Annotated in this window: 25 protein-coding genes; 16 read left to right on the forward strand and 9 right to left on the reverse strand. The window is 37.0% G+C overall.

What is annotated here, in order from left to right:
* Positions 1-76: 76 nt before the first annotated feature.
* From BMY13_RS10395 to BMY13_RS10405, 3 genes are all read right to left on the reverse strand, one after another.
* Positions 77-964: a peptidylprolyl isomerase gene (locus BMY13_RS10395; protein ID WP_092504446.1), complete on the reverse strand. Its 888-nt coding sequence runs from the start codon at positions 962-964 to the stop codon at positions 77-79.
* A 99-nt stretch (positions 965-1,063) separates the two neighbouring features.
* Entirely contained in the window at positions 1,064-1,249 is a 186-nt protein-coding gene (locus BMY13_RS10400) for a hypothetical protein (protein ID WP_092493595.1), read from the reverse strand.
* A 526-nt stretch (positions 1,250-1,775) separates the two neighbouring features.
* On the reverse strand, positions 1,776-2,321 hold the full coding sequence (locus tag BMY13_RS10405; protein WP_092504448.1) for a DUF3267 domain-containing protein: 546 nt from the start codon (positions 2,319-2,321) through the stop codon (positions 1,776-1,778).
* A 185-nt stretch (positions 2,322-2,506) separates the two neighbouring features.
* Between BMY13_RS10405 and BMY13_RS10410 the strand changes: the two genes are divergently transcribed.
* Positions 2,507-2,848: a DUF1878 family protein gene (locus BMY13_RS10410; protein ID WP_092504450.1), complete on the forward strand. Its 342-nt coding sequence runs from the start codon at positions 2,507-2,509 to the stop codon at positions 2,846-2,848.
* A gap of 10 nt (positions 2,849-2,858) precedes the next feature.
* On the opposite strand, the gene BMY13_RS10415 is transcribed toward BMY13_RS10410, so the two are convergent.
* Entirely contained in the window at positions 2,859-3,332 is a 474-nt protein-coding gene (locus BMY13_RS10415; RefSeq protein WP_092504452.1) for a GbsR/MarR family transcriptional regulator, read from the reverse strand.
* Positions 3,333-3,685: 353 nt separating this feature from the next.
* Here BMY13_RS10415 and BMY13_RS10420 point away from each other — a divergent pair, with 353 nt between their 5' ends.
* The 4 genes from BMY13_RS10420 (at position 3,686) to BMY13_RS10435 (ending at position 7,823) form a co-directional block, all read left to right on the forward strand.
* Positions 3,686-4,885, forward strand: coding sequence for a quaternary amine ABC transporter ATP-binding protein (locus tag BMY13_RS10420; protein WP_092493599.1), 1,200 nt, complete (start codon positions 3,686-3,688; stop codon positions 4,883-4,885).
* Positions 4,878-5,732: an ABC transporter permease gene (locus BMY13_RS10425; RefSeq protein ID WP_092493600.1), complete on the forward strand. Its 855-nt coding sequence runs from the start codon at positions 4,878-4,880 to the stop codon at positions 5,730-5,732. Before BMY13_RS10420 ends, BMY13_RS10425 begins: the two co-directional genes overlap by 8 nt.
* Positions 5,733-5,797: 65 nt before the next feature.
* Positions 5,798-6,706 carry a glycine betaine ABC transporter substrate-binding protein gene (locus BMY13_RS10430; RefSeq protein ID WP_092493601.1) on the forward strand — a complete coding sequence of 303 codons (909 nt, stop codon included), beginning with the start codon at positions 5,798-5,800 and terminating at the stop codon, positions 6,704-6,706.
* A 163-nt stretch (positions 6,707-6,869) separates the two neighbouring features.
* Positions 6,870-7,823 (forward strand): glycine betaine ABC transporter substrate-binding protein, encoded by a 954-nt coding sequence (locus BMY13_RS10435; RefSeq protein ID WP_092504454.1) that lies wholly within the window; start codon positions 6,870-6,872, stop codon positions 7,821-7,823.
* 34 nt (positions 7,824-7,857) lie between these two features.
* On the opposite strand, the gene BMY13_RS10440 is transcribed toward BMY13_RS10435, so the two are convergent.
* Positions 7,858-8,217 carry a YtxH domain-containing protein gene (locus tag BMY13_RS10440; protein ID WP_092493603.1) on the reverse strand — a complete coding sequence of 120 codons (360 nt, stop codon included), beginning with the start codon at positions 8,215-8,217 and terminating at the stop codon, positions 7,858-7,860.
* Between the two features lie 223 nt (positions 8,218-8,440).
* Entirely contained in the window at positions 8,441-8,866 is a 426-nt protein-coding gene (locus tag BMY13_RS10445) for an HIT family protein (protein WP_092504456.1), read from the reverse strand.
* A 476-nt stretch (positions 8,867-9,342) separates the two neighbouring features.
* Between BMY13_RS10445 and BMY13_RS10450 the strand changes: the two genes are divergently transcribed.
* Both BMY13_RS10450 and BMY13_RS10455 read left to right on the forward strand, forming a co-directional pair.
* Positions 9,343-10,086, forward strand: coding sequence for an ABC transporter ATP-binding protein (locus BMY13_RS10450; protein WP_092504458.1), 744 nt, complete (start codon positions 9,343-9,345; stop codon positions 10,084-10,086).
* Positions 10,079-11,290: an ABC transporter permease gene (locus BMY13_RS10455; protein WP_092504460.1), complete on the forward strand. Its 1,212-nt coding sequence runs from the start codon at positions 10,079-10,081 to the stop codon at positions 11,288-11,290. The genes BMY13_RS10450 and BMY13_RS10455 overlap by 8 nt, the downstream gene beginning before the upstream one ends.
* Before the next feature lie 34 nt (positions 11,291-11,324).
* On the opposite strand, the gene BMY13_RS10460 is transcribed toward BMY13_RS10455, so the two are convergent.
* The gene (locus tag BMY13_RS10460; protein ID WP_281243691.1) at positions 11,325-12,491 is read right to left on the reverse strand and encodes an amidohydrolase; all 1,167 of its coding nucleotides are present in this window, start codon (positions 12,489-12,491) and stop codon (positions 11,325-11,327) included.
* 80 nt (positions 12,492-12,571) lie between these two features.
* Between BMY13_RS10460 and BMY13_RS10465 the strand changes: the two genes are divergently transcribed.
* A complete protein-coding gene (locus BMY13_RS10465; RefSeq protein WP_092504462.1) occupies positions 12,572-12,958 on the forward strand; it encodes a hypothetical protein in 387 nt (128 codons plus the stop codon).
* On the opposite strand, the gene BMY13_RS10470 is transcribed toward BMY13_RS10465, so the two are convergent.
* On the reverse strand, positions 12,873-13,310 hold the full coding sequence (locus tag BMY13_RS10470; RefSeq protein WP_092493608.1) for a ferritin-like domain-containing protein: 438 nt from the start codon (positions 13,308-13,310) through the stop codon (positions 12,873-12,875). The two genes, BMY13_RS10465 and BMY13_RS10470, sit on opposite strands and share 86 nt — an antisense overlap.
* Before the next feature lie 106 nt (positions 13,311-13,416).
* On the opposite strand from BMY13_RS10470, the gene BMY13_RS10475 reads away from it, so the two are divergent.
* The 7 genes from BMY13_RS10475 to BMY13_RS10505 all read left to right on the forward strand — a co-directional run bounded on the left by BMY13_RS10475 (position 13,417) and on the right by BMY13_RS10505 (position 17,821).
* Positions 13,417-14,064 carry a phosphatase PAP2 family protein gene (locus tag BMY13_RS10475; protein WP_092493609.1) on the forward strand — a complete coding sequence of 216 codons (648 nt, stop codon included), beginning with the start codon at positions 13,417-13,419 and terminating at the stop codon, positions 14,062-14,064.
* 89 nt (positions 14,065-14,153) lie between these two features.
* Positions 14,154-14,339 (forward strand): hypothetical protein, encoded by a 186-nt coding sequence (locus BMY13_RS10480; protein WP_092493610.1) that lies wholly within the window; start codon positions 14,154-14,156, stop codon positions 14,337-14,339.
* Positions 14,329-15,099, forward strand: coding sequence for a cell wall-active antibiotics response protein LiaF (gene liaF, locus BMY13_RS10485; protein ID WP_092493611.1), 771 nt, complete (start codon positions 14,329-14,331; stop codon positions 15,097-15,099). The genes BMY13_RS10480 and liaF overlap by 11 nt, the downstream gene beginning before the upstream one ends.
* A 15-nt stretch (positions 15,100-15,114) precedes the next feature.
* Positions 15,115-16,152, forward strand: a complete 1,038-nt coding sequence (locus BMY13_RS10490) for a sensor histidine kinase (protein WP_092504464.1) — start codon at positions 15,115-15,117, stop codon at positions 16,150-16,152.
* An 18-nt stretch (positions 16,153-16,170) separates the two neighbouring features.
* Positions 16,171-16,809 (forward strand): response regulator transcription factor, encoded by a 639-nt coding sequence (locus tag BMY13_RS10495; RefSeq protein ID WP_092504857.1) that lies wholly within the window; start codon positions 16,171-16,173, stop codon positions 16,807-16,809.
* Positions 16,810-16,891: 82 nt separating this feature from the next.
* Entirely contained in the window at positions 16,892-17,320 is a 429-nt protein-coding gene (locus tag BMY13_RS10500; protein WP_092493613.1) for a disulfide oxidoreductase, read from the forward strand.
* Between the two features lie 3 nt (positions 17,321-17,323).
* Complete coding sequence (locus BMY13_RS10505; RefSeq protein ID WP_092493614.1) at positions 17,324-17,821, forward strand: thioredoxin family protein; 498 nt, start codon at positions 17,324-17,326, stop codon at positions 17,819-17,821.
* A 288-nt stretch (positions 17,822-18,109) separates the two neighbouring features.
* Here the strand turns inward: BMY13_RS10505 and BMY13_RS10510 are convergent, their stop codons facing one another.
* Positions 18,110-18,607, reverse strand: coding sequence for an antibiotic biosynthesis monooxygenase family protein (locus BMY13_RS10510; protein ID WP_092493615.1), 498 nt, complete (start codon positions 18,605-18,607; stop codon positions 18,110-18,112).
* 157 nt (positions 18,608-18,764) lie between these two features.
* Between BMY13_RS10510 and BMY13_RS10515 the strand changes: the two genes are divergently transcribed.
* Positions 18,765-20,918, forward strand: coding sequence for a transglycosylase domain-containing protein (locus tag BMY13_RS10515; RefSeq protein ID WP_092504466.1), 2,154 nt, complete (start codon positions 18,765-18,767; stop codon positions 20,916-20,918).
* Positions 20,919-20,984 lie beyond the last annotated feature (66 nt).

The raw sequence follows: 20,984 nt of genomic DNA on the forward strand, positions 1-20,984 counted from the left end.
TCCTGCGGCAACGTCGACCTACCCGCAGCGCTGAGCACAGTCCATACGGCACTGAACAGGCGCTTGCGCCTTTGTTTTATCCCTGAGGATTACTTGGTTGAGAATTAAGGATATCTTCTAATCCTTCTACTTTAATATCAACTTCAGCATCCTCAATTAATTTATTAATTTTCTCTCTTGCTTTTTGTGGATCCATACGCTGGTTTAAGATACTGCGACGAATGTCCTGTTTATTATCTTCAAATGATCCGATATCTTCTTCTTTTTCACGCTTGTCCGTCACTTTAATAATATGGAAACCATGCTCTGTTTTGACTGGTTCGCTAACTTCGCCGACCTCCATATTGTAGGCGGCATCTTCAAATGCAGGTACCATTTTACCACTTGAGAAGTATCCAAGTTTTCCACCATCTTCTGCATTGGAAGTATCTGTTGAATATTCCTTAGCCAACTTGGCAAAATCTCTTCCATTAGTTAACTTCTGTTTCACTTCATTTGCCGTTTTTTCATCTTCTACTAAAATATGCTGTGCCTGTACTTCTGTTTTCATACGTTCATATTGTTTTTTAAGATCTTCTTCTGTAATCTCGATATCTTCTGCTACAGCTGCTTCCTGTAGGAGACTAATACGTAGCATCTTCCGGAACGCCTCTTCATCTTTGAAACCTTGTTGCTGTATTGCTTGTTGAAACTGATCACCTAATTGGTCCTTTACACTTTTTAGCTCTTTATCTACTTCTTCTTCGGACACATCATATTTATCATTTAATACTTCGACAGTTACAAGTTGCTGCAGTACACTAGCACCATTACTATCCTTTAATTCCTGATAAAATTCTTCTTTTGTAACGTTTCCAGCATTTGTTTCTGCAACAACTTCTGAATTGCCGCTTTCATCAGAATTACATGCCGTCATGCCTAAAATAGTAGCTGAAAGTGTGACAGCGATTGCTAATTTTTTCATGTGTGAACACTCCTAATCATTTTGTTTCAATAAATTTTAAAACTATTGCATTAATATAACACTTTTACTGCAAAAAAAATAGGTAGTAATTATTTATACTCAGGTTATTACAGTCAACACTTTTACGTAAGAAGTTATTAGCAATATGAGAACCATGATATTAATGACTCGGAACACTGTAGATTGCTTTTTTTCTTTCATCTCCATTTTCATGCAAAATTGATGTGTTAGAGAATTAAAAACTAATAATATAAACACTGCATAAACAGGAAAAAGAATACTCATATAAAAAACCCCCTTAAGAAGCATACAACATAATTCATACTTAACTGTATCAAAATATGAACTTGATGAACAGTATTAAATCGTTTATTTCTAAGAACAAAAGCGTAAGCGCCTGTTCAGCGCTGTATGGACTGTGCTCAGCGCTGCGGGTAGGTCGACGTTGCCGCGCAAAGCGGCGGTCTTAGTCGATCTTCCTATTCCCCGAGATTAGATGAACTTGACTTATCGCCAATGATGGCGAAAGTCAAGATGAATCTTATGCTTGGAAAGCGACGCAAACAAGATGTGGTGGTTTTAGTCGAACATCCTTTAGTTCTTATCGTAGACACGGGGAGGGAAGTCCACTAGGCACTAGGCGCTGGCCGGTGAGAACGCTACGTCCTGTGGCGTCACCGGCATTAGCACGTCCTGTACGTCGGAGCTGGACGTGGCTGATTCGGAAGTCCAGTTATCCACAGCACTTAAATTTTATAGTACGCTAGATAATTAAAAAGGACCTGACACTTTATGTCAGATCCTCTACAAATTAATTTTGTGTTTTCACTAAAATTGCAAATTCATCATTACTATTCTCGACATAGGATAGTTTAGGTGCTTTTGAAATATTGATTAAATATAAAAAGTCCGTAAAAGTCATTGCTATATGGATCGATGTTAATAATAGAAAGTATACATAATAATCGACGAACATATAGGTTGCCATTCCAGCTGGTATCGTAATGAACAATGTTGGTGCAATTGCGACTAGTAAAGAAACTTTTTTAGTTAATGGTTTTTTTGTATAATAATTAATAATAGGAAAGAATAAGTTTTTTCGCTTATAGGTTAGTTTTACTCGTTTATACATCATAATTAATGGTAAGATATGCATAAACGAATGAACAGTTGGCAAAAAGAGTAATGCTATAATTAATGGAATTATCCCAAATTCGTTTAAATTTACTGCACCGTGTATAATTGAAAATGGCACATATAGAAATACAAATGATACCAGGCCAATCAAAAATGATAGAAGATATAACCTATTTATTCCATAGTCTTTATTAAAATTAATGGTTTTCCAACAATTCATTTTTGATCCCTCCAGTAAAATAACTCGCTAAAAGTATGACTAATCCTTCAAGCATAATAGTACGTTTCACCATAAAAATCAATAGTTTTTCGTAAAAAAAAATAACCTTTTTTTAAAACCCTTTTCGTGACTTCTATGCCAACGGGTGAAAGAGTTAAAATAAATCATTTGGGAGGTCATTTTTATTGGAAAATATAGATCAAAATAAAACAACGGCCTTTCATCTTTGTTTATTGGCAAAAGTTATTAATATTGATCAGTTTCCTTTAATTAAGTTACTTATCGAAAAAGATATATCACAAATGGAATTTGAAGAGCTAATGAAGCGTTTGAAAATGTTAGATAGTCAATTCGAAGAACAGAAAGAAGAAGGTTTTTTGGATTTTTCTGGTTTACTGGTTCACTTTGCTGGCATGCTTAGTGAAAAGCTGTATCCAAATGAAACTATTTATGCTTTAAAAAAAGAAGGATACTATCCTTCTTTAATGAACGAATTTATACGGGTTTTAGAAGAAAATGAAAAATAAAGTTTAAATATTAACCTTGGCCCATGTTTTGAAATGATGATTCTACCTGTTTGTGAAAGTTTATTATCTTTAGTAGCTTTTCATATGTATCGGGTTCATGTTCCGTTTCGTGTTGCTTAAGTTTTTTAATTATCTCTTCTAGCGAATCTTTCTGATGGTTAACTGCATCGAACCATTTATTTACGTAAAAACTCATGAAATTTTTAAAAAGCTCAGTATTGGCTTCATATAAATCCTTACGTACTCCTTTCTTCCATACAAGGGTAACAAGGTTTAAATCAGACAAACTTCGGATACTAGTACTCATAGAGGTTTTACTTTTACCTAATCCGTTACTCATTTCATCTAGTGTCATTGGTTTTTCTACTAGGTACATATAAGCAAATAGTCTTGATTCCAATGGAGTTAAACCAAACATTTCGATTGTTTTGGCGAATTCTATTAATATTTTATTTGTTAAGTTTTCTGTCGATGGTTCAAACATAAAATCCTCCTTGCACACTGCTACATAAAGATTACACTAAAGTTAATTTTATTTAAAATTAGTGATAGGACAGTAAATAGGAGGAAATGGGAGAAATATTAAGAATGAGCACGCAAAACTTTATACAGAATAAACTGTACGAAAAATATATACAAAATTAATGGTACTTAATGTTTGAAATATAGCTGTAATATATATATAGTATTACAAGTGAGTGATGCTGTTCGGATCTAATTATTTTAGAAATCAGTTTCATAAAATACATGTGTGTAGAGAAACTAAGAAAAAAGTAGTAATACAAATTTCCTGGTTGATAACGGGAAGGTATCATTTGAAAGAGAGAGGTGAATGTTGTGCCTGTAATTGATGTTAAAGGCTTATCAAAAGTGTTTGGCAGAAACCCTAAACAAGCTTTAAAGCTTTTGGATGAAGGGGTGTCAAAAGACGAGATTTTGAAGAAAACCGGTAATACAGTCGGGGTTAATCGCGCTACTTTTTCTGTAGAAGAGGGCGAAATATTTGTTATTATGGGTTTATCTGGTAGTGGAAAGTCAACCTTAGTAAGATTAGTTAACCGGTTAATTGAACCTACTGAAGGTAGTGTTCTAATCGATGGTGATGATCTAGCAACAATGGATATGAAGTCACTGCGCAAAATTCGAAGAGAAAAGTTAAGTATGGTTTTCCAACGTTTTGCATTGTTTCCCCATAAATCTATTTTGGAGAACGCAGAATTTGGGTTGGAAATTCAAAATGTTCCTGCCGAGGAAAGAAAGAAAAAGGCACAGGATGCATTAGAAATGGTCGGACTAGGTGGGTATATCCATCAATCTCCAGGACAATTATCTGGTGGTATGCAACAACGTGTCGGATTGGCACGTGCTCTTGCTAACGATCCTGAGGTTCTACTAATGGATGAAGCTTTCTCAGCTTTAGATCCACTTATTCGTAAAGAAATGCAGGATGAACTTATTGACCTGCAGGAAAGTATGCAAAAAACAATTTTATTTATCACACATGACTTAGATGAAGCATTAAGATTAGGTGACCGTATTGCATTAATGAAAGATGGTTCCATCGTTCAAATTGGGACACCAGAGGAAATCTTGGTTAATCCAGCAAATGATTATGTAGAAAAGTTTGTTGAAGATGTGGACCGTTCAAAAGTATTAACCGCACAAAATATTATGAAACGTCCTGAAACTATAAACATAGAAAAGCATGGTCCGCGTGTTGCTTTAGAGCGTATGCGTGAGGAAGGCCTCTCAAGTATCTTAGTGGTTGATGGCAAACGTAATCTTAAAGGTTATGTAACAGCTGATGATGCGTCTGAAGCGAGAAAGAATGAAGTACGTGATATTAAAGAAATATTGCGCACTGATATTGAAAAAGTGGATAAAGAAACTTCTATGAATGAGATATTTAATGTTATTCATGACTCACCAGTTCCGGTTGCAGTCGTTGAAAACGATAAACTTGTTGGAATTGTTGTCCGTGGAGCTGTTATAGCTGCACTTGCTGGAGATGGCGAGGTGAATATAGGAGATGCTTAATAACATATTAGAATTCGTACCGAAGATAAAAATAGCACAAGCAACAGAATGGTTTACTGATCTGATTACAGATACATTTGCATTTCTGTTTGATCCAATTAAAGAGCATTTTGGTGAATTTATGGAGTGGTCTGCAGATACTTTAATCCTTATTCCACCTGTAATTATTATTTTAGTTGTAGCCATAATCGCATTCTTTATATCAGGTAAAAAACTCGGTTTGGCAGCATTCAGTGTTGTAGGGTTATGGCTGATTTATAATCAGGGATTCTGGGAGCATCTGATGAATACATTTACATTGGTTTTAATATCAAGTATTTTATCAGTAATTATTGGTGTTCCTTTTGGTATATTAATGTCTAAGAGTAAAGCTGCGGAAGCGATTATCACACCAGTACTCGATTTCATGCAAACAATGCCAGCATTTGTTTACTTGATACCTGCAGTTGCGTTTTTCGGTATAGGAATGGTGCCAGGTATATTTGCATCATTAATATTTGCAACACCACCGACAGTGCGTTTCACGAACTTAGGTATTCGTCAGGTTTCCAAAGAACTGGTGGAGGCGTCTGATGCATTCGGTAGTACCGGGGCACAGAAGTTATTTAAAGTAGAATTACCAATGGCTAAGGCAACTATTATGGCTGGTATTAACCAGACAGTTATGTTAGCTTTATCAATGGTAGTAATTGCATCTATGATTGGTGCACCTGGACTTGGAAGAGAAGTTCTATCGGCACTGCAACGTGCACAAGTTGGAACAGGATTCGTAGCAGGTATTGGTATAGTAATACTTGCAATTATTATTGATCGATTCACACAAACAGTGAATTCGAAGAGTGATTAAGTTGGTACCTTTTCTTACGAAGAGTTTCCATATATAAATAATAGTAAAAGGGGAGTTTTATAGTTATGTTAAAATTTAACTGGAAACGTCTAGGCATTGCTGCCGGACTTTCATTATCATTAGTAGCTGCAGGTTGTGGCTCTGATGGCGAAACAACAGACGACGGAGGATCCGATGATAGTTCAGCTAAAGTCGGTGAAGGTAAAGAAATTGAATTAGCTTATGTAGAATGGGACACTGAAGTTGCATCTACAAATGTTGTTGGAAAGGTGTTAGAAGACCTTGGATATGATGTTGAATTAACACCACTTGATAACTCAGTAATGTGGGAAGCTGTTGCAAACGGAGAAGCAGACGCTATGGTTGCAGCATGGTTACCAGGAACACACGCTACACAGTATGAAGAGTATTCAGACCAATTGGAAGAGCTAGGTGTTAACTTAGAAGGCGCGAAAATTGGTGCAGTTGTACCAGAATACATGGATGTTAACTCTTTGGCTGATCTTGATTCACAGGCTGATAAAACGATCACTGGTATCGAGCCTGGAGCTGGTGTTGTAGCAGCTACAGAAGACGCTGTAGAGACATATGACAATCTAGATGGATGGGAAGTTCAAACATCCTCAAGTGGTGCAATGGCAACTGCTCTAGGTGAAGCAATCGAAAACGAAGAAGAAATTATTGTTACAGGTTGGTCTCCACACTGGAAATTCCAAAAATATGACTTAAAATATTTAGAAGATCCAGAAGGTGTATATGGTGATGCTGAAACAATCGAAACAATGGCTCGTAAAGGACTTAAAGAAGATCTACCAAACGCATACAAAGTACTAGATGCCTTTAAATGGGATTCTGCTGACATTGAAAGTGTAATGCTATCAGTTCAGAATGGTACTCCTGTTGAAGAAGCAACCGCAACATGGGTTGAAGAAAACCAGGATAAAGTAGATGAATGGACTTCTGAAGTAGAATAAAACAAAACTAAAGGCTGATACTAAAATGTATCAGCCTTTAGTTTTAGTAGCAGGGTATGGCAGTACTCTATCTGTATAAATAGTACAACTATTTTAGTTTCCACTAATATTGGCATTTCCAAGTTTTCTAAGCAAAATTGATAAGAAGGAGAGGATTAGAGGCATGATCAAAAACAATCGTAGATGGACAAAATTAACATTTATTTTGGGGCTTTTAGCAATACTTATTGCGGCTGGATGTGGATCTGGCGGTGACAACGAGGGTAATGCAGGCAATAATGAAGAGAATACAGGCACTGAGGGCGAAATTAATTATGGTGAAGCAGTAGAACATACAATTACCGGTATAGAGCCGGGAGCAGGGATATCAGTAACAACAGAGAAAGCAATTGAAGAGTATGATTCGTTGAGTGGATGGGAAGTAAACTTATCTTCCACTGCTGCAATGGCGTCAGAACTGGATAAAGCAATTAAAGACGAAGAGCCAATCATTATTACTGGCTGGAACCCACATTGGACATTTGCCAAATACCCAGATATGAAGTATTTGGATGACCCTAAAGGTATATACGGTACGGAAGAAGTAATTAAGACGATTGCCAGACAAGGCCTAAAAGAGGAAAAGCCAAACGCTTACAAATTAGTTGACCAATTTAAGTGGGATGTAAAAGATATGGAGAGCATTATGTATGAATCACAAGAAACTGGCGACGACATTGAAGCAGTTGCCAAGCGCTGGGTAGAAAATAATCAGGATAAGATTAGTGAATGGACGAAGGGAGTCGAAGAAGTTGATGGAGAGTCATTTGAACTTGTATCAACACCTTGGGATTCCGAACGTTCTTCAGCGTTTGTGATGAAAGCTGTAATGGAGAAATTAGGTTATGATGTCACGGTTACACCAGTAGATGTTGCAGTTGTATTTGAATCAATTGCAAATGGTGATGGTGATGCAACACTTGCTGCTTGGATGCCAGTAACGCATAAAGATTTTTATGATAAGTACTCCGATCAATTTGAAGATCTTGGTGCAAATCTTGAAGGCGCAAAAATCGGTCTAGTTGTTCCGTCTTATATGGATATAGAGTCAATAGAAGATCTGGAACCTGCAGAATAGAAAAACAGGCTATCAACCTTGATAGCCTGTTTTTTCATTCTTTTTTAAGTTTAGTTTCTAAATCTTTCAAGCTTGATTCAATTTGTTCTAAATATTCATGGATATTTTCTCGATGGGGTTCAACAGTACCTTTCCACTCCTCAACAGATCTTTTCATTTCCTGAGTTAGTTCTTTGATTAGGGCAGCACCTTCTTTTGAAGTTTCTGAAATTTGCTTTTTCAAACGCAGTCCATCAAGTTTAATATTTTCAAGCATACTTTTCCATTCCATACTTTGTTCTTTTGCACGATAGCGAAAGTCTCTTCCTGATGAAGGTGTACTCAGTAAAGTTGCTGTGGCACTGACAGCTCCCCCAACCATAATCCCGAGAATTAGTGATTTTCCGTTTGCCATAGAGAATACGCTCCTTTCAACTCTTGGTATATCTTTTCCTTTTTTGAGGTTACTATGAAACATGTTTTTTAAGCAGTTAGGAAAGTATAAAAATTTTCTTACTGCATAAATCCTCTGACAATCTGTGCCAGAGGATCAATATAGCATTAATTAACACAATAATATTATATCAAATAGTAGGCGAAATAAAAAGTACTAATTTTCAGATATATCAATTAACCGTTTAGACTTCTAAACCAATCTCTTTTGCAATTTGCTGCAGGTCCTCTGGCGTGTAGTCCTTTTCATGTGTTACCCATTTTGATGAAAATCCGTCACTGTCACCGTAGCGCGGTATGATATGAATATGTAAATGGAATACCGATTGATCTGCAGGTTTTTCATTGTTATTTAAAAGATTCATCCCGATTGGCTGATAGGCTTTTTTGATTGCGTTTGCGATTGTTGGAATTCTTGCAAATAGCGAACTTGCAACCTCTGGTGGAGTTTCATAAATGTTCTTTGTGTGTATCTTTGGTATCACTAGCGTATGCCCTTTTGTTACCTGGCTAATATCAAGGAATGCATAGACATATTCATCTTCATAAACTTTTGCTGATGGGATCTCTCCATTTAAGATTTTGCAAAAAATACAATCTTCATGCGGCATGCAAATCACTCCTAATCATTTTACTTTATTGTATATAGGAATAGGGTATAATGTAAAGCTATTGCAATTAAATAAACAGGTCAGGCCCACGCTAATGGACCTGCCTGCTTTAAGAAGTATGAGGATGCTATACACTCTAACGTTGGGGACTTTGTAATTAATGTTAAATCGCATGCTGCTACTTAACGTGATTACAAAAAACCTTTTTGTCAGCATCTCAAAGTAATTGAGACGCCCTGGCAAAAGGGTTTATTTCATTAGATTGTCAATCACAGAATTATCGATCACAAACACCTCATTTGTGTGCAATACGAAATTTTATGATAGTGTTAGATCCTCATGACTTCATTTGTTAGTGTGAACGGATTAAGAAATTTTATACACAATTTCTGTCGAAAACTGGTGAATAGTTTGTTTTGGCTTTGCTCGGTAAACATGGTAAAATTTTAGCTAAGTGAATACTAGGAGGAAATCTCGTGGAACCTTTGTTACATATTGATAATCTGTATGGTGGTTATACACATAAAAACGTTCTGCAAGGCATTTCATTTAATGTCTTTCCAGGCGAAATTGTAGGGCTTATTGGCTTGAATGGTGCCGGAAAAAGTACCACAATCAAACATGTTATTGGCTTAATGCATGCAAAAAAGGGCAAGGTTGCTGTAAATGGCAAAACTTTTCAGGAAAACAGGACAACTTATCGGAATCAAATGGCCTATATACCTGAGATGCCGATTTTATATGATGAGTTAACATTATATGAACATCTTCAGTTGACTGCAATGGCTTATAATATACCTGAAGATGTATTTGAAAAAAGACTGCCTCCATTATTGAATGAATTTCGAATGGAAAAAAAATTAAAATGGTTTCCTGTTCATTTCTCAAAAGGGATGCGCCAAAAAGTAATGATTATGTGTGCTTTTCTAATTGAACCGCCATTATATATTGTTGATGAGCCGTTTGTTGGGCTGGATCCGCTTGGGATTAAGTCTTATTTACAACTAATGGATAAGATGAAGGCCAATGGTTCAGGTGTGCTGATGTCAACACATATTCTTGCAACTGCAGAGCGTTATTGTGACCGGTTTGTAATTTTGCATGATGGCGAAATTCGGGCAATTGGCACGTTGGATGAGCTGCGGCAGAATTTCAACATGCCTGCGTCAACACTTGATGACTTGTATGTGCAATTAACAAAGGAAGATAGCCATGTTTAATGCACATGAATTTTTCAAGAAACGGTTTGCTGCGCATATTAAGGAGACAAGCCGCTATTTACGTTATATATTCAATGGGCATATTGCTTTTGCAATGCTATTTTTTGTTTCAGCTCTTGCCTATTATTATCAGCAGTGGTTAACAGCACTTCCGGAAAATTTTCCTACAGCAATTATTATCGGTGCTGTATTTGGGCTTCTAGTTAGTTATAGTCCGGTCAGGACATTATTAAAAGAACCAGATTTAGTATTCTTAATAACTGCTGAAAATAAAATGGGGCCCTACTTTCGGAATGGAATTGTCTACAGCTTCGTTATTCAGCTATATTTAATCTTACTCTTAGGAGCTATGTTTGGTCCGTTATATTCTGCTACATATCCTGATCGTGCTGGCAAGGTCTATTTATTAACGTTGCTTGTTGTTCTAGTTTTCAAAGGCTGGAACCTAATGGCGAATTGGTGGATGCTGAAAATACGCGAACCGGGAATTCGTCAGGTTGATTTGCTCGTACGAACCCTATTAAATATTGCTGTATTTTATTTTATCATTCAAGGCGAAATGCTGTTAGCGGGGGTTACGACATTATTATTTACACTTGTGTTTCTATATGATTTAAATATTTCAAGAAAACAGGCAGGTATTTTGTGGGATTTATTGGTTGAAAAAGACCGTAATCGCATGCATTCTTTTTACCGGCTGGCAAATATGTTTACCGATGTCCCGCATTTGAGAAATCAAGTTAAAACCAGACATTGGCTCGTATCACTTATTAATAAGGTGCCTTTTGCAAACAAGCATACATTTGATTATTTATATCGAATTACCTTTATCCGCAGTGGTGATTATCTGGGTATGTATTTTCGTTTGATTTTTATTGGCGGATTATTTATTTACTATGTACCAAATATATGGATGAAGTTAATTTTCGCCCTGTTATTCTTGTATATGAGCAGTTTTCAAATGATGACACTTTATCATCACCATCGGACGATTATGTGGTTAGACATGTACCCTGTCGACTTGGAGATTCGTCAAAGATCAATGGTGAAATTGCTTTTTCAATTAACAGTTATTCAAACTGTGATTTTCGCTCTATTATTTTTAGGGATGGGTGAGTTAATTGGGGTGCTGGCTGTTCTGGTTGTGGGGATAGTATTTAATTATCTATTTATAAACGGTTATGTGAAAAAGAAGATGAAATAATAAATACCCTTCAATTGTTGAAGGGTATTTATTATTACTTTTGATAATCAAAATAGGCTTGAATTAATGTCTTGGCTGCCACTGGTAATGCGCGTTCTTCAATATCAAATTTTGGATGATGATGCGGGAATTCATTACCTTCCTTTTGAGCCCCTGTGAAAAAGTAAGCACCAGGCTTTTTCATTGTATAATACGCAAAGTCTTCGCCACCCATGACAGGCAGTACTTCCTCAGCAGTATGAATTTCCTCGATTTTTTCACCAGCCTTCAGGACAAGTTCAGCTTCCTCAGCATGGTTAACTAGTGGTGGATAGCCTTTTACATAATCGAATGAAAAGGAAGCGTCAATCGAAACACATACTCCTTTGATTACTTTTTCCATTTCTTCTATGACTTGCTCTTGGACAGCTGTATTTAAAAATCGTACCGTGCCGACTATCTTTGCTTTATCTGCAATAACATTAAATGTCGTACCTGCTTCAAATACACCAATTGTAAGCACTGCCGTTTCCAGTGGGTCTAATCGTCTGCTTACAATTTGCTGAAGCTGTGTTATCAGCTGTGAACCGATTACAATAGCATCCTTTGTTTCATGAGGATATGCACCGTGCCCACCTTGACCATGAATCGTTATTGTGAAGCGGTCTGTCCCAGCCATAAATACATCTTTGGTCGTTTGCAGCACACCGAATGGGGTAGTGGCCCAAAGATGTGTTCCAAATACTGCATCAACATGATCAATTGCACCAGATTCAATAATTGGTTTAGCCCCACCTGGTGCATACTCTTCAGCATGTTGATGCAGGAAGACGATTGTTCCAGGCAAATCCTCTTGGAAGGACATCATTGTTTTTGCGAGCATGAGCAATGTAGCAGTGTGTCCATCATGTCCACACGCATGCATCACGCCATCTACTTTTGACTTATATGGAACATCTTTCTCATCCTGGATTGGCAGGGCATCAAAGTCTGCTCTTAATGCAACAGTTTTGCCAGGCTTACCACCTTTTAATGTAGCAATAACACCGTTTCCGCCAACGTTCGTCTGGTACGGGATTCCTAGTTTTTCATAGAAGTCTGCGATATATTGTGCTGTTTTTGTTTCATGAAAAGAAAGTTCTGGATACTGATGCAGGAAACGTCGGATTTCAACCATTTCCGGGTAAAGCGCATCGAGTTGTTTATGTATTTCATTTAGCAAAATAAAAACTCCCTTATATTTTCTAATTATTATAACATTTTTAGGAGCAGGTTGAATAGTTTTGTTGAGAATGAGATGAAGTGAGCGGTGTATCAACAGAAGGAGAGGGTGTATCAACAGAAGGAGAGGGTGTATCAACAGAAGGAGAGGGTGTATCAACAGAAGGAGAGGGTGTATCAACAGAAGGAGAGGGTGTATCAACAGAAGGAGCGGGTGTATCAACAGAAGGAGAGGGTGTATCAACAGAAGGAGAGGGTGTATCAACAGAAGGAGCGGGAACATCAACAGAAGAGCGCGAACATCAACAGAAGAGCGCGATCATCAACTGGTTACATGTGCAATTAAAAAAGGTTGCCTCTAATTTGAGACAACCTTACTGGATTATGATGAAAATCTTGGGTCTTTTAATAACCGTTCAACTTCTTCTTTATGATGTGTTTCATCAGCTATCATGTCTTCGAGTTTAACAACTAACTCGGTATAGCCTAATTCGTCTGCTTGTTTTTTACGTTGTTCATAGCGTTCGATGGTGTCTTTTTCTGAGTTAAGTGTTGCCTCCAATAGGTCTTTTACTTCAGTAGGCTGCGGAATATCTGCTGACTTCGTTGTTGGTGTACCGCCGAGTGTACTGATTTTTTCTGATAAGTATAGTGCATGCCCCATTTCATCGTTGATTTCCGCCTCGAAAAATGGTTTCAATGCAGAACGATATAACCCGTACACAACTGAAGCACTATACGTATATTGGATTGCTGCTCCATATTCATTTGCAAGGTCTTCATTTAGACCATCAATTAAATTTTGTAAATCTTTATTCATAGCATATCGCAACCTTTCATATGATTTTTATCTATATAATTACATTTCCCTATTCCATTTTTTTAAAACGTTAAGTAAGGTATTATGGGATAAGGAGGTTATTTACGTGTGGAATAAACGGAATTATATTATTATTTTTTTATTTTCGATTGTCATTATAACCTTAGGTACTTGGGTGACGCGGATTCTTACTGGACAAACCTTGTATGTTGATCGGCTGACACGTGGAGTTGTTGAAAAATTTGATGACTCCAGTGTTTATACGTTTTTCCGCTGGACGACAGAACTGGGATCTGAAGAGTTTTTAGTGCCGTTCACAATCATTATTACCCTTATGTTATGGTGGATTTTTCGTGACTGGCTGCCGGCATTGGTTTTTGGAATAGGAACGCTTACTAGCCATGGCTTGAACATATTGATAAAAAAACTTGTTGAGCGGGAGCGCCCAAGTATTCTCGTTGCCGCCAATGCTGAAGGGTATAGTTTTCCATCCGGGCATGCGATGATATCGATGGTTTGTTATGGTTTGCTGGCGTATTTTATTACGAAGAATCTTACATCTGCAAAAGCCACTTTTGTGGTTCAATTCCTGTTTGCGCTACTAATTTTTCTGATTGGAATAAGCAGGTATATGATTAATGTGCATTATTTAACAGATGTACTCGCTGGTTTTATATTTGGATTTATTTTTTTAGTAGGTTTAATTTATTTATACGAACTAATACGTAATCGCAGGTTTAAGATTCAGTCTTAAGACGGAGACAAAAACAATCCAGAGACTATTATCTTTCGAGATACCACTTAGTAAAATAGAAGTAAGTTAAATCAGAGGGAGTTTTCGAAATGGAGGCTGTATCGCACAATCAAGTTACACAGGAATTTAAAAATCGTAATTTTTTATATTCATTTATTGCAGCTATGTTTTTATCAATAGGTTATTTTGTTTATGTGATTGGTGTTGACAGCTTAAAAAATAAAACAATTCTAAGCTATCGAAAGAGAGAAAGAGGTGTGCAAAATGAGGAATAGTTTTTTGCGGTCTTTTGTAGCAATTATGCTTATTTTAGTAGGGGCAGCATTAGTTTTATCTAATATAGGAATTATTGATTTTAATATGAATAATGCCTGGATTTATATTTATCCAGTTCTATTTATTATTTTTGGTCTAAAGTGGATGCTTGATAAAATAAGGTATCAAGGAGGAAGCTGGATTTTTGGATCATTTTTCTTTATTTTTGGTTCACTCTTACTGTTTGACCGTTTTGAACTAATTGAATTTACCTTTAATGATGTGTATAAATTGTGGCCGCTGCTAATTGTTTATATTGGATTTTCTTTTATAGGTAATTCTCAAAAGCGAAGCAAGTGGAATATCAAATGGGATAAAAAATGGTCTAAAAGGAATAAAGTAAAAGGCAATTATGACAGCAGTTTCTTCTCAATTGGCGAACATGAGTTTAATCAGCCTAACTGGAAAGTAGAGCCGATGAACCTTAAAAGTATGGCTGGGGATTTTTATCTCGATTTTTCAAAAGCATTTATTCCAGAAAAAGAAATTCCAATTACCATTAACTCGTTGGCCGGTGATGTTCATATTCTAATTCCTGAGAATATTGAGTTTCGTGTTGATGCTTCTGTTAAGGCAGGAGAAATTGATATAGCCGGGAGAAAGGCGGAAGGAATCAATAGACATCTAATGCACGAAACTGTTGATTACGAAACAGCAATAAAAAAACTGGATATTCTACTTGATTTGAAGGCAGGTTCCATTCGAGTTGTTACGGTTTGAAAGGGGAACGAATAAATGATGAAAAAATTTAGCAGTATCCGTTACATGTATATTCGTTCTCATTTATATGCGGTTTTTCTAACAACGGTTATTCTTTTATCTGTATTATTGTCGATACATGTCCTGGTAAGTCCAGACTGGCTTTCTGCAATGAGCATATTTGTATTTATTTTGCTGTATGTTTTATTAGGTCTTATAATTTCTGTTTATGCCGGTTTTAAATCAAGTGGCGAAATAAAAGAACGGTTGGATTATTTATCTGTATTGATTACCCAATTTGCGAATGGAAACTATCAATCACGTGTCTATTTTAATGAAAGTGACGAGGTTACGAGAATTAGTAATGAGATGAATGAACTTGGCGAAAAATTGCAAAACCAGGTGAAGTCATTACAACGAATGGCTGATGAAAAAGCCGATTTTGCCAAGTCGTCACATAAGGCTGCAGTCATTGAAGAAAGACAGCGATTAGCTCGTGATCTGCATGATGCGGTCAGTCAGCAGTTATTCGCGATAACCATGATGTCTGAAGCGGCTTTGAAGCAGTTGGATATTGATTCTGAGGTAGCTAAGACACAACTAAGAGATGTCGCTGATAGCGCGTTGAAGGCACAGACTGAGATGCGTGCACTATTATTGCATTTACGACCTGTTCATTTATCCGGGGAGCCTTTGCCAATTGGGGTAAAGAAGCTAATTGATGAACTGAAACAAAAAACGAATATGAATTTTACGGTATCGATTGATGAAGATATTGAATTGTCCGAAACCACGGAAGAGCATGTTTTTCGTATAATTCAGGAATCATTATCAAATACACTCCGTCATGCCGCTGCATCAGAAGCTAAAATAAAAATTTTTATAAGAGCAAATGAGTTATTTTTGCATATCAGTGATAATGGAGAAGGGTTTAATGTGGATGAAGATACGAACCGTAAAACTTCATATGGATTGAAAACGATGAGGGAGCGAAGCGAGGAACTAGGTGGAACGTTCACGATCCGTTCAATTCAAGGTGAAGGAACATATTTGGATATCCGCATTCCTTGTTAAATTAGGAGGAGAAAAATGATAATTCGTGTAGTAGTAGTAGATGATCATGAAATTGTGCGTAAAGGGATAGTAGCCTATTTGCAGACAGAGTGTGACATTGAAGTTGTTGGTGAAGCTTCTAGTGGCAATGACGGTGCCGATTTGATTTTACAAACAAAACCAGATGTTGTTCTAATGGATCTGATGATGGAAAATGGCTCAGGAATTGAAGCAACGGCAAAGGTAATGAGAGAGTTTCCAGCATGCAAAATTATTATTCTAACAAGCTACTATGATGATAAACAGGTGTTCCCTGCAATTGAAGCGGGGGCGTTCAGTTATATTTTAAAAACTTCTTCAGCATCCGAAATTGCAGATGCAGTTAAAAAAGCTGGAGCTGGCGAAAATGTAATTGAGCCAAAGGTTGCTGGGAAAATGATGACCAGTTTTCGGACAGAACAAAGGAAGGCACACGATGAACTAACGGAACGTGAGCTTGAGGTACTTTTGTGTATCGGTGATGGCCTTACCAATCAGGAAATTGGCGATAAACTTTATATTGGGATTAAAACAGTAAAAACACATGTTAGTAATATACTGTCAAAACTGGACGTTCATGACCGTACGCAAGCAGCTGTATATGTTCACAAAAATGACATAGTTAAACAAGAGGATTAGAATTATGTAATCCTCTTTTTTGATTTTTTATTATAGAGTCTTGTATAATTCTTATGTATGATAAATAAAGGAGTACGCGAACATGGACAATACAAAATCAAATGAAACATTATTAATGCTTGTTTGGGCTCAGGCACTTCTTGCGCTATTGGGTAGCTTGTTCTTTTCTGAAGTAATGGGGTATGTCCCATGCGAATTATGCTGGATACAGCGAATATTAATGTACCCGTTAGTGATTATCTATGGTGTAGCAGCTATCAAAAAAGATATAGCAGTTGCATTGCCAGGGTTAATCTTAAGTGGAATTGGCTTGTTAGTTTCAATCTATCATTATCTAATTCAAAAATTGCCAGCGTTGCATGAAGCTGGTGGGTCTTGTGGAGCAGTTCCATGTAATACGCAATACGTTAATTATTTTGGATTTGTTACGATTCCTTTTCTAGCTGGAATTGCGTTTATTGTAATTTTTGTTCTACATATTATAATTATCAAACAAGATGGGAGGAAGTAAGATATGCAAAAGAAAATGCTAATTATATTGGCTTCAATACTAGTTTTGTTTATTGCACTTTACTTTGTGATTGATTATAAAAACAACCAGGCTATGGGCGATAATGAAAACCCTTATGGAAAAGATAACTTGCATCAAGCAACAATTGATCAGCTTGATGATCCTGATTATCAGAATCAAATCACCCCTGATAACTTGGAGGAAAAGTTGGATAACGGAGAGGACGTAACCGTGTATTTTTATGATCCAACATGTCCACACTGTAAGCGTACTACACCAATACTTGCCCCACTGGCTGAGGACATGGGCGTTGATATGAAGAAATTAAATGTATTGGAATTTGAAGATGCATGGAGTAATTATAGTATCCAAAGTACCCCAACACTTGTTCACTTTGAAGATGGAGAAGAAGTAGATCGAGTGAATGGATCGCAATCGGAAGAAATGTTCAGAGCGTTTTTCAATGAGTATGCAGTAGATGGAAATGAAGAAGCTAGCTAGGGTGGTTACCCCAAGCTAGCTTTTTTATTGAGTGTATAAGTATAGCTAACGTATTCAGCAATAGAGCCCTTGGCGGATGACAAATTTTTATCTTCACAGTTGATAAACTGTGAAAGTTAACTAAAGGTAACCGATTTGTAGTATTTAGTGAGGCACCCTGACCACACAGTTGGAATATACTCGCTTTCACCGCTCCGGGTACAAAGGACGTCGCGTACTTAAGCTGCCTCGCTCGTAAAGAACGCACCCTGTGAGGTTGAAAATCTCTTTACATGGTGCTCATACTCCTCAATCATCCAGGTTTATCATCCGATAGCTTGTTATGAATGGTCTGTCTGCAAAATATGCAGGTGGTTTTGTACCACCGTCTTTATGGGCTTTTTTAAATTGGTCCGAGTTTTTCCAGTTTTCAAAGTCATCCTCTGAGGCCCATTGTGTCAAGACAACGTAAGTATTACCTTTTTTCGGCTTTAACAAACGAAATGCTTGGAATCCAGGCATTGAGTCCACATTCTGTTGTCGTTGCTTGAACCGGTCTTCGAAAACTGCTGTACCTTCCTCGGTAACAGGGATGTTATTCATGACAACAAAGCCACTGTCTTGTAAATCTCCATTTTTGATAATTGCCTCATACGATCTTCCTGCTGAGAAAATGCTTTTACTGCTAGCTTCATAATAAACTAACGTGCTAGAGTCCCCGCTCATATAATAAAAATCAATAGCTGGATGGTCGTCTCTGAGTTTTTTTAGAAAATCAAATGTCCCATTCGTCATATATGCATTCATAGTATACCCCTTTCTTTCTTTTCATTTTAACATACCCTATTTTTTGCCTCATACTCAATTAAAATAATTATTAAGTAACAGTAAGTATTATTCCTTTTTTAATGACGAATTTTGTCGTATAATAAAGTGTGTGTGCAATAAATATAGAGGTGAATAAATGCATAAATCCAAGAGCTCTATAAGAAAGAAAATGAAATGGCTGTTGATTTCGTCCGCTTTTATTTTAATTGTTGCAATAATAGGATATACGGCTATTTTATTCGGTGGAAACCTTGTTGTCGATGAAGAAGAATTAATACTGGATGCAACGACAACAATTGAAACTAGTGATGGGAATATAATTGGTAAATTATATAATGAAAATCGAATTCCGGTAAACATAGAAGAAATTCCAGGCCATGTAACGGAAGCTTTTGTAGCTGTCGAGGACAGACGTTTCTATGATCATGGAGGTGTGGATTTTCAATCGGTTGTGCGAGCGATCTATCGTGATATTATAGCTATGGCAAAAGTGGAAGGTGCAAGTACCATCACGCAGCAGTTAGCAAAGAATCTGTTTTTGCATAATGATAAAACATGGATGCGTAAAACCAAAGAAGTGATGGCTGCAATACATCTGGAACGTAAATATTCTAAGGATGAGATTTTGGAGTTATACTTAAATGAAATTTATTTTGGACAAGGTTTATATGGAATTGAGACTGCCTCACAAACGTTCTTTTCGAAGTCAGTCAAGGATCTTAATGTGACGGAAGGTGCGCTATTGGCTGGTCTAGCTAAAGCGCCTAATGGATATTCGCCAGTTGATCACCCTAAGAAAGCAAAAGCACGAAGAAATGTTGTCTTAAAAGCGATGGATGATACAGGCAAGATTTCGACTGAGAAGCGTATGAGTTCTCAAGGTAAGACATTAGGATTAAAAGTGAAGAAAAATAAACCAAATCCATGGACAGATAGCTATAATGATTTAGTGTTACAGGAAGCTAAAGAAGAATATAATTTGTCGAATAATGAGTTAAAACGCGGTGGATATCGAATTGTTGTAAATATGAATGAAAAGGCGCAACAAATCGCCTATAAAAAATTCAAAAATGGGGACTATTTCCCAGGAAATACGAAGGGTGTTCAAGGCGCTTTCGTCATGATGGAACAGGATTCGGGAAAAATCGTTGCTGCTATTGGCGGCAGGGATTATCAGCTAGGTGATTTGAACCGAGTGACTGTTAATCGTCAGCCAGGTTCAACGATGAAACCAATTGCAGTATATGGACCGGCTATGATGCAGGAAGCATATCAACCATATACGTTAATACGTGATCAAAAAATGGAAATTAATGGATATACCGCAACGAACTATGACGGTAATTATGAGGGAGCTGTATCCATATTTGAAGCATTAATAGAATCAAAAAACGCTTCTGCAGTTTGGCTTTTGAATGAATTGGGGGTATCCAATGCAAAGGACTACTTAACTAAAATGGATATTACAGTCCCTGATGAAGGTCTTGCTATTGCGCTGGGTGGACTTTCAGAAGGTCTGACCCCTTTAAAAATGGCTGAAAGTTACACTTCATTCGCTAGAAATGGGGAAACTATTGATTCATTTGCAATCGACAAAATATATGACAAGCAAAACGAAGTTATTTTTCAAGGTGAGGCAGCTACAACCGACGTATTCAGCCCACAAGTGGCTTGGAATATGACATCGATATTAACGGAAGCTGTTAACGAGGGGACAGCAAGTGCAGGTGAATATTCAAAGGCGTTAGCTGGAAAAACGGGTTCAACCCAGCATCCGCATGTTGCTGATGAAGTAAAGGATGCATGGTTTGTTGGATATACCCCACAATATGTAAGTGCGCTTTGGATGGGGTATGATACTTCAGATAAAGAGCATTACTTAACTGGCGGCAGTGAATATCCAACAAAACTTACGAAGGCGATTCTATCTGAACTGGACAAAGAGCAAACTCTTACAGCTACTTTTAAAAAGCCTGAAAATGTTAAGGATTTACCAAAACCGATTAAATTACCTGAAGAAGTGGTATTAAATGGGGACTATTCCTTTGGCGGATTTTCATTATTTAAAGGAAAGCTGCAGTGGACCCCGGCTAAAGACGATCGGGTTGTTTATCATATTTACCAGGAAAAAGAGGGTGTTGATGAACGAATTGGTAAAGTCGAAGAGAAAAACGAATTTACTGTTAATAATATAAGTATTTTTAAAGCTACCAGCTATTATGTTGTACCGTACGATCCCTTGACTAAACGGGAAGGGAATAAATCAAATACCGTAACTTTGTCAATGTAATTTAGACAAATTGGTGACAATCCTTGTGGTTTGCTATACAGTGGGATGGGAAAAAGCTATAGTAAA

Origin of the sequence: Virgibacillus subterraneus, from assembly GCF_900110695.1 — a bacterium.
Lineage (GTDB): Bacteria > Bacillota > Bacilli > Bacillales > Amphibacillaceae > Lentibacillus > Lentibacillus subterraneus.

Bases quoted from the DNA above. Each gene is read 5' to 3' on its own strand.
- BMY13_RS10395 (WP_092504446.1), bottom strand. From the start codon at position 964: ATGAAAAAATTAGCAATCGCTGTCACACTTTCAGCTACTATTTTAGGC.
- BMY13_RS10400 (WP_092493595.1), bottom strand. From the start codon at position 1,249: ATGAGTATTCTTTTTCCTGTTTATGCAGTGTTTATATTATTAGTTTTT.
- BMY13_RS10405 (WP_092504448.1), bottom strand. From the start codon at position 2,321: ATGAATTGTTGGAAAACCATTAATTTTAATAAAGACTATGGAATAAAT.
- BMY13_RS10415 (WP_092504452.1), bottom strand. From the start codon at position 3,332: ATGTTTGAACCATCGACAGAAAACTTAACAAATAAAATATTAATAGAA.
- BMY13_RS10425 (WP_092493600.1), top strand. From the start codon at position 4,878: ATGCTTAATAACATATTAGAATTCGTACCGAAGATAAAAATAGCACAA.
- BMY13_RS10430 (WP_092493601.1), top strand. From the start codon at position 5,798: ATGTTAAAATTTAACTGGAAACGTCTAGGCATTGCTGCCGGACTTTCA.
- BMY13_RS10435 (WP_092504454.1), top strand. From the start codon at position 6,870: ATGATCAAAAACAATCGTAGATGGACAAAATTAACATTTATTTTGGGG.
- BMY13_RS10440 (WP_092493603.1), bottom strand. From the start codon at position 8,217: ATGGCAAACGGAAAATCACTAATTCTCGGGATTATGGTTGGGGGAGCT.
- BMY13_RS10445 (WP_092504456.1), bottom strand. From the start codon at position 8,866: ATGCCGCATGAAGATTGTATTTTTTGCAAAATCTTAAATGGAGAGATC.
- BMY13_RS10455 (WP_092504460.1), top strand. From the start codon at position 10,079: ATGTTTAATGCACATGAATTTTTCAAGAAACGGTTTGCTGCGCATATT.
- BMY13_RS10470 (WP_092493608.1), bottom strand. From the start codon at position 13,310: ATGAATAAAGATTTACAAAATTTAATTGATGGTCTAAATGAAGACCTT.
- BMY13_RS10480 (WP_092493610.1), top strand. From the start codon at position 14,154: ATGGAGGCTGTATCGCACAATCAAGTTACACAGGAATTTAAAAATCGT.
- liaF (WP_092493611.1), top strand. From the start codon at position 14,329: ATGAGGAATAGTTTTTTGCGGTCTTTTGTAGCAATTATGCTTATTTTA.
- BMY13_RS10490 (WP_092504464.1), top strand. From the start codon at position 15,115: ATGATGAAAAAATTTAGCAGTATCCGTTACATGTATATTCGTTCTCAT.
- BMY13_RS10500 (WP_092493613.1), top strand. From the start codon at position 16,892: ATGGACAATACAAAATCAAATGAAACATTATTAATGCTTGTTTGGGCT.
- BMY13_RS10505 (WP_092493614.1), top strand. From the start codon at position 17,324: ATGCAAAAGAAAATGCTAATTATATTGGCTTCAATACTAGTTTTGTTT.
- BMY13_RS10510 (WP_092493615.1), bottom strand. From the start codon at position 18,607: ATGAATGCATATATGACGAATGGGACATTTGATTTTCTAAAAAAACTC.
- BMY13_RS10515 (WP_092504466.1), top strand. From the start codon at position 18,765: ATGCATAAATCCAAGAGCTCTATAAGAAAGAAAATGAAATGGCTGTTG.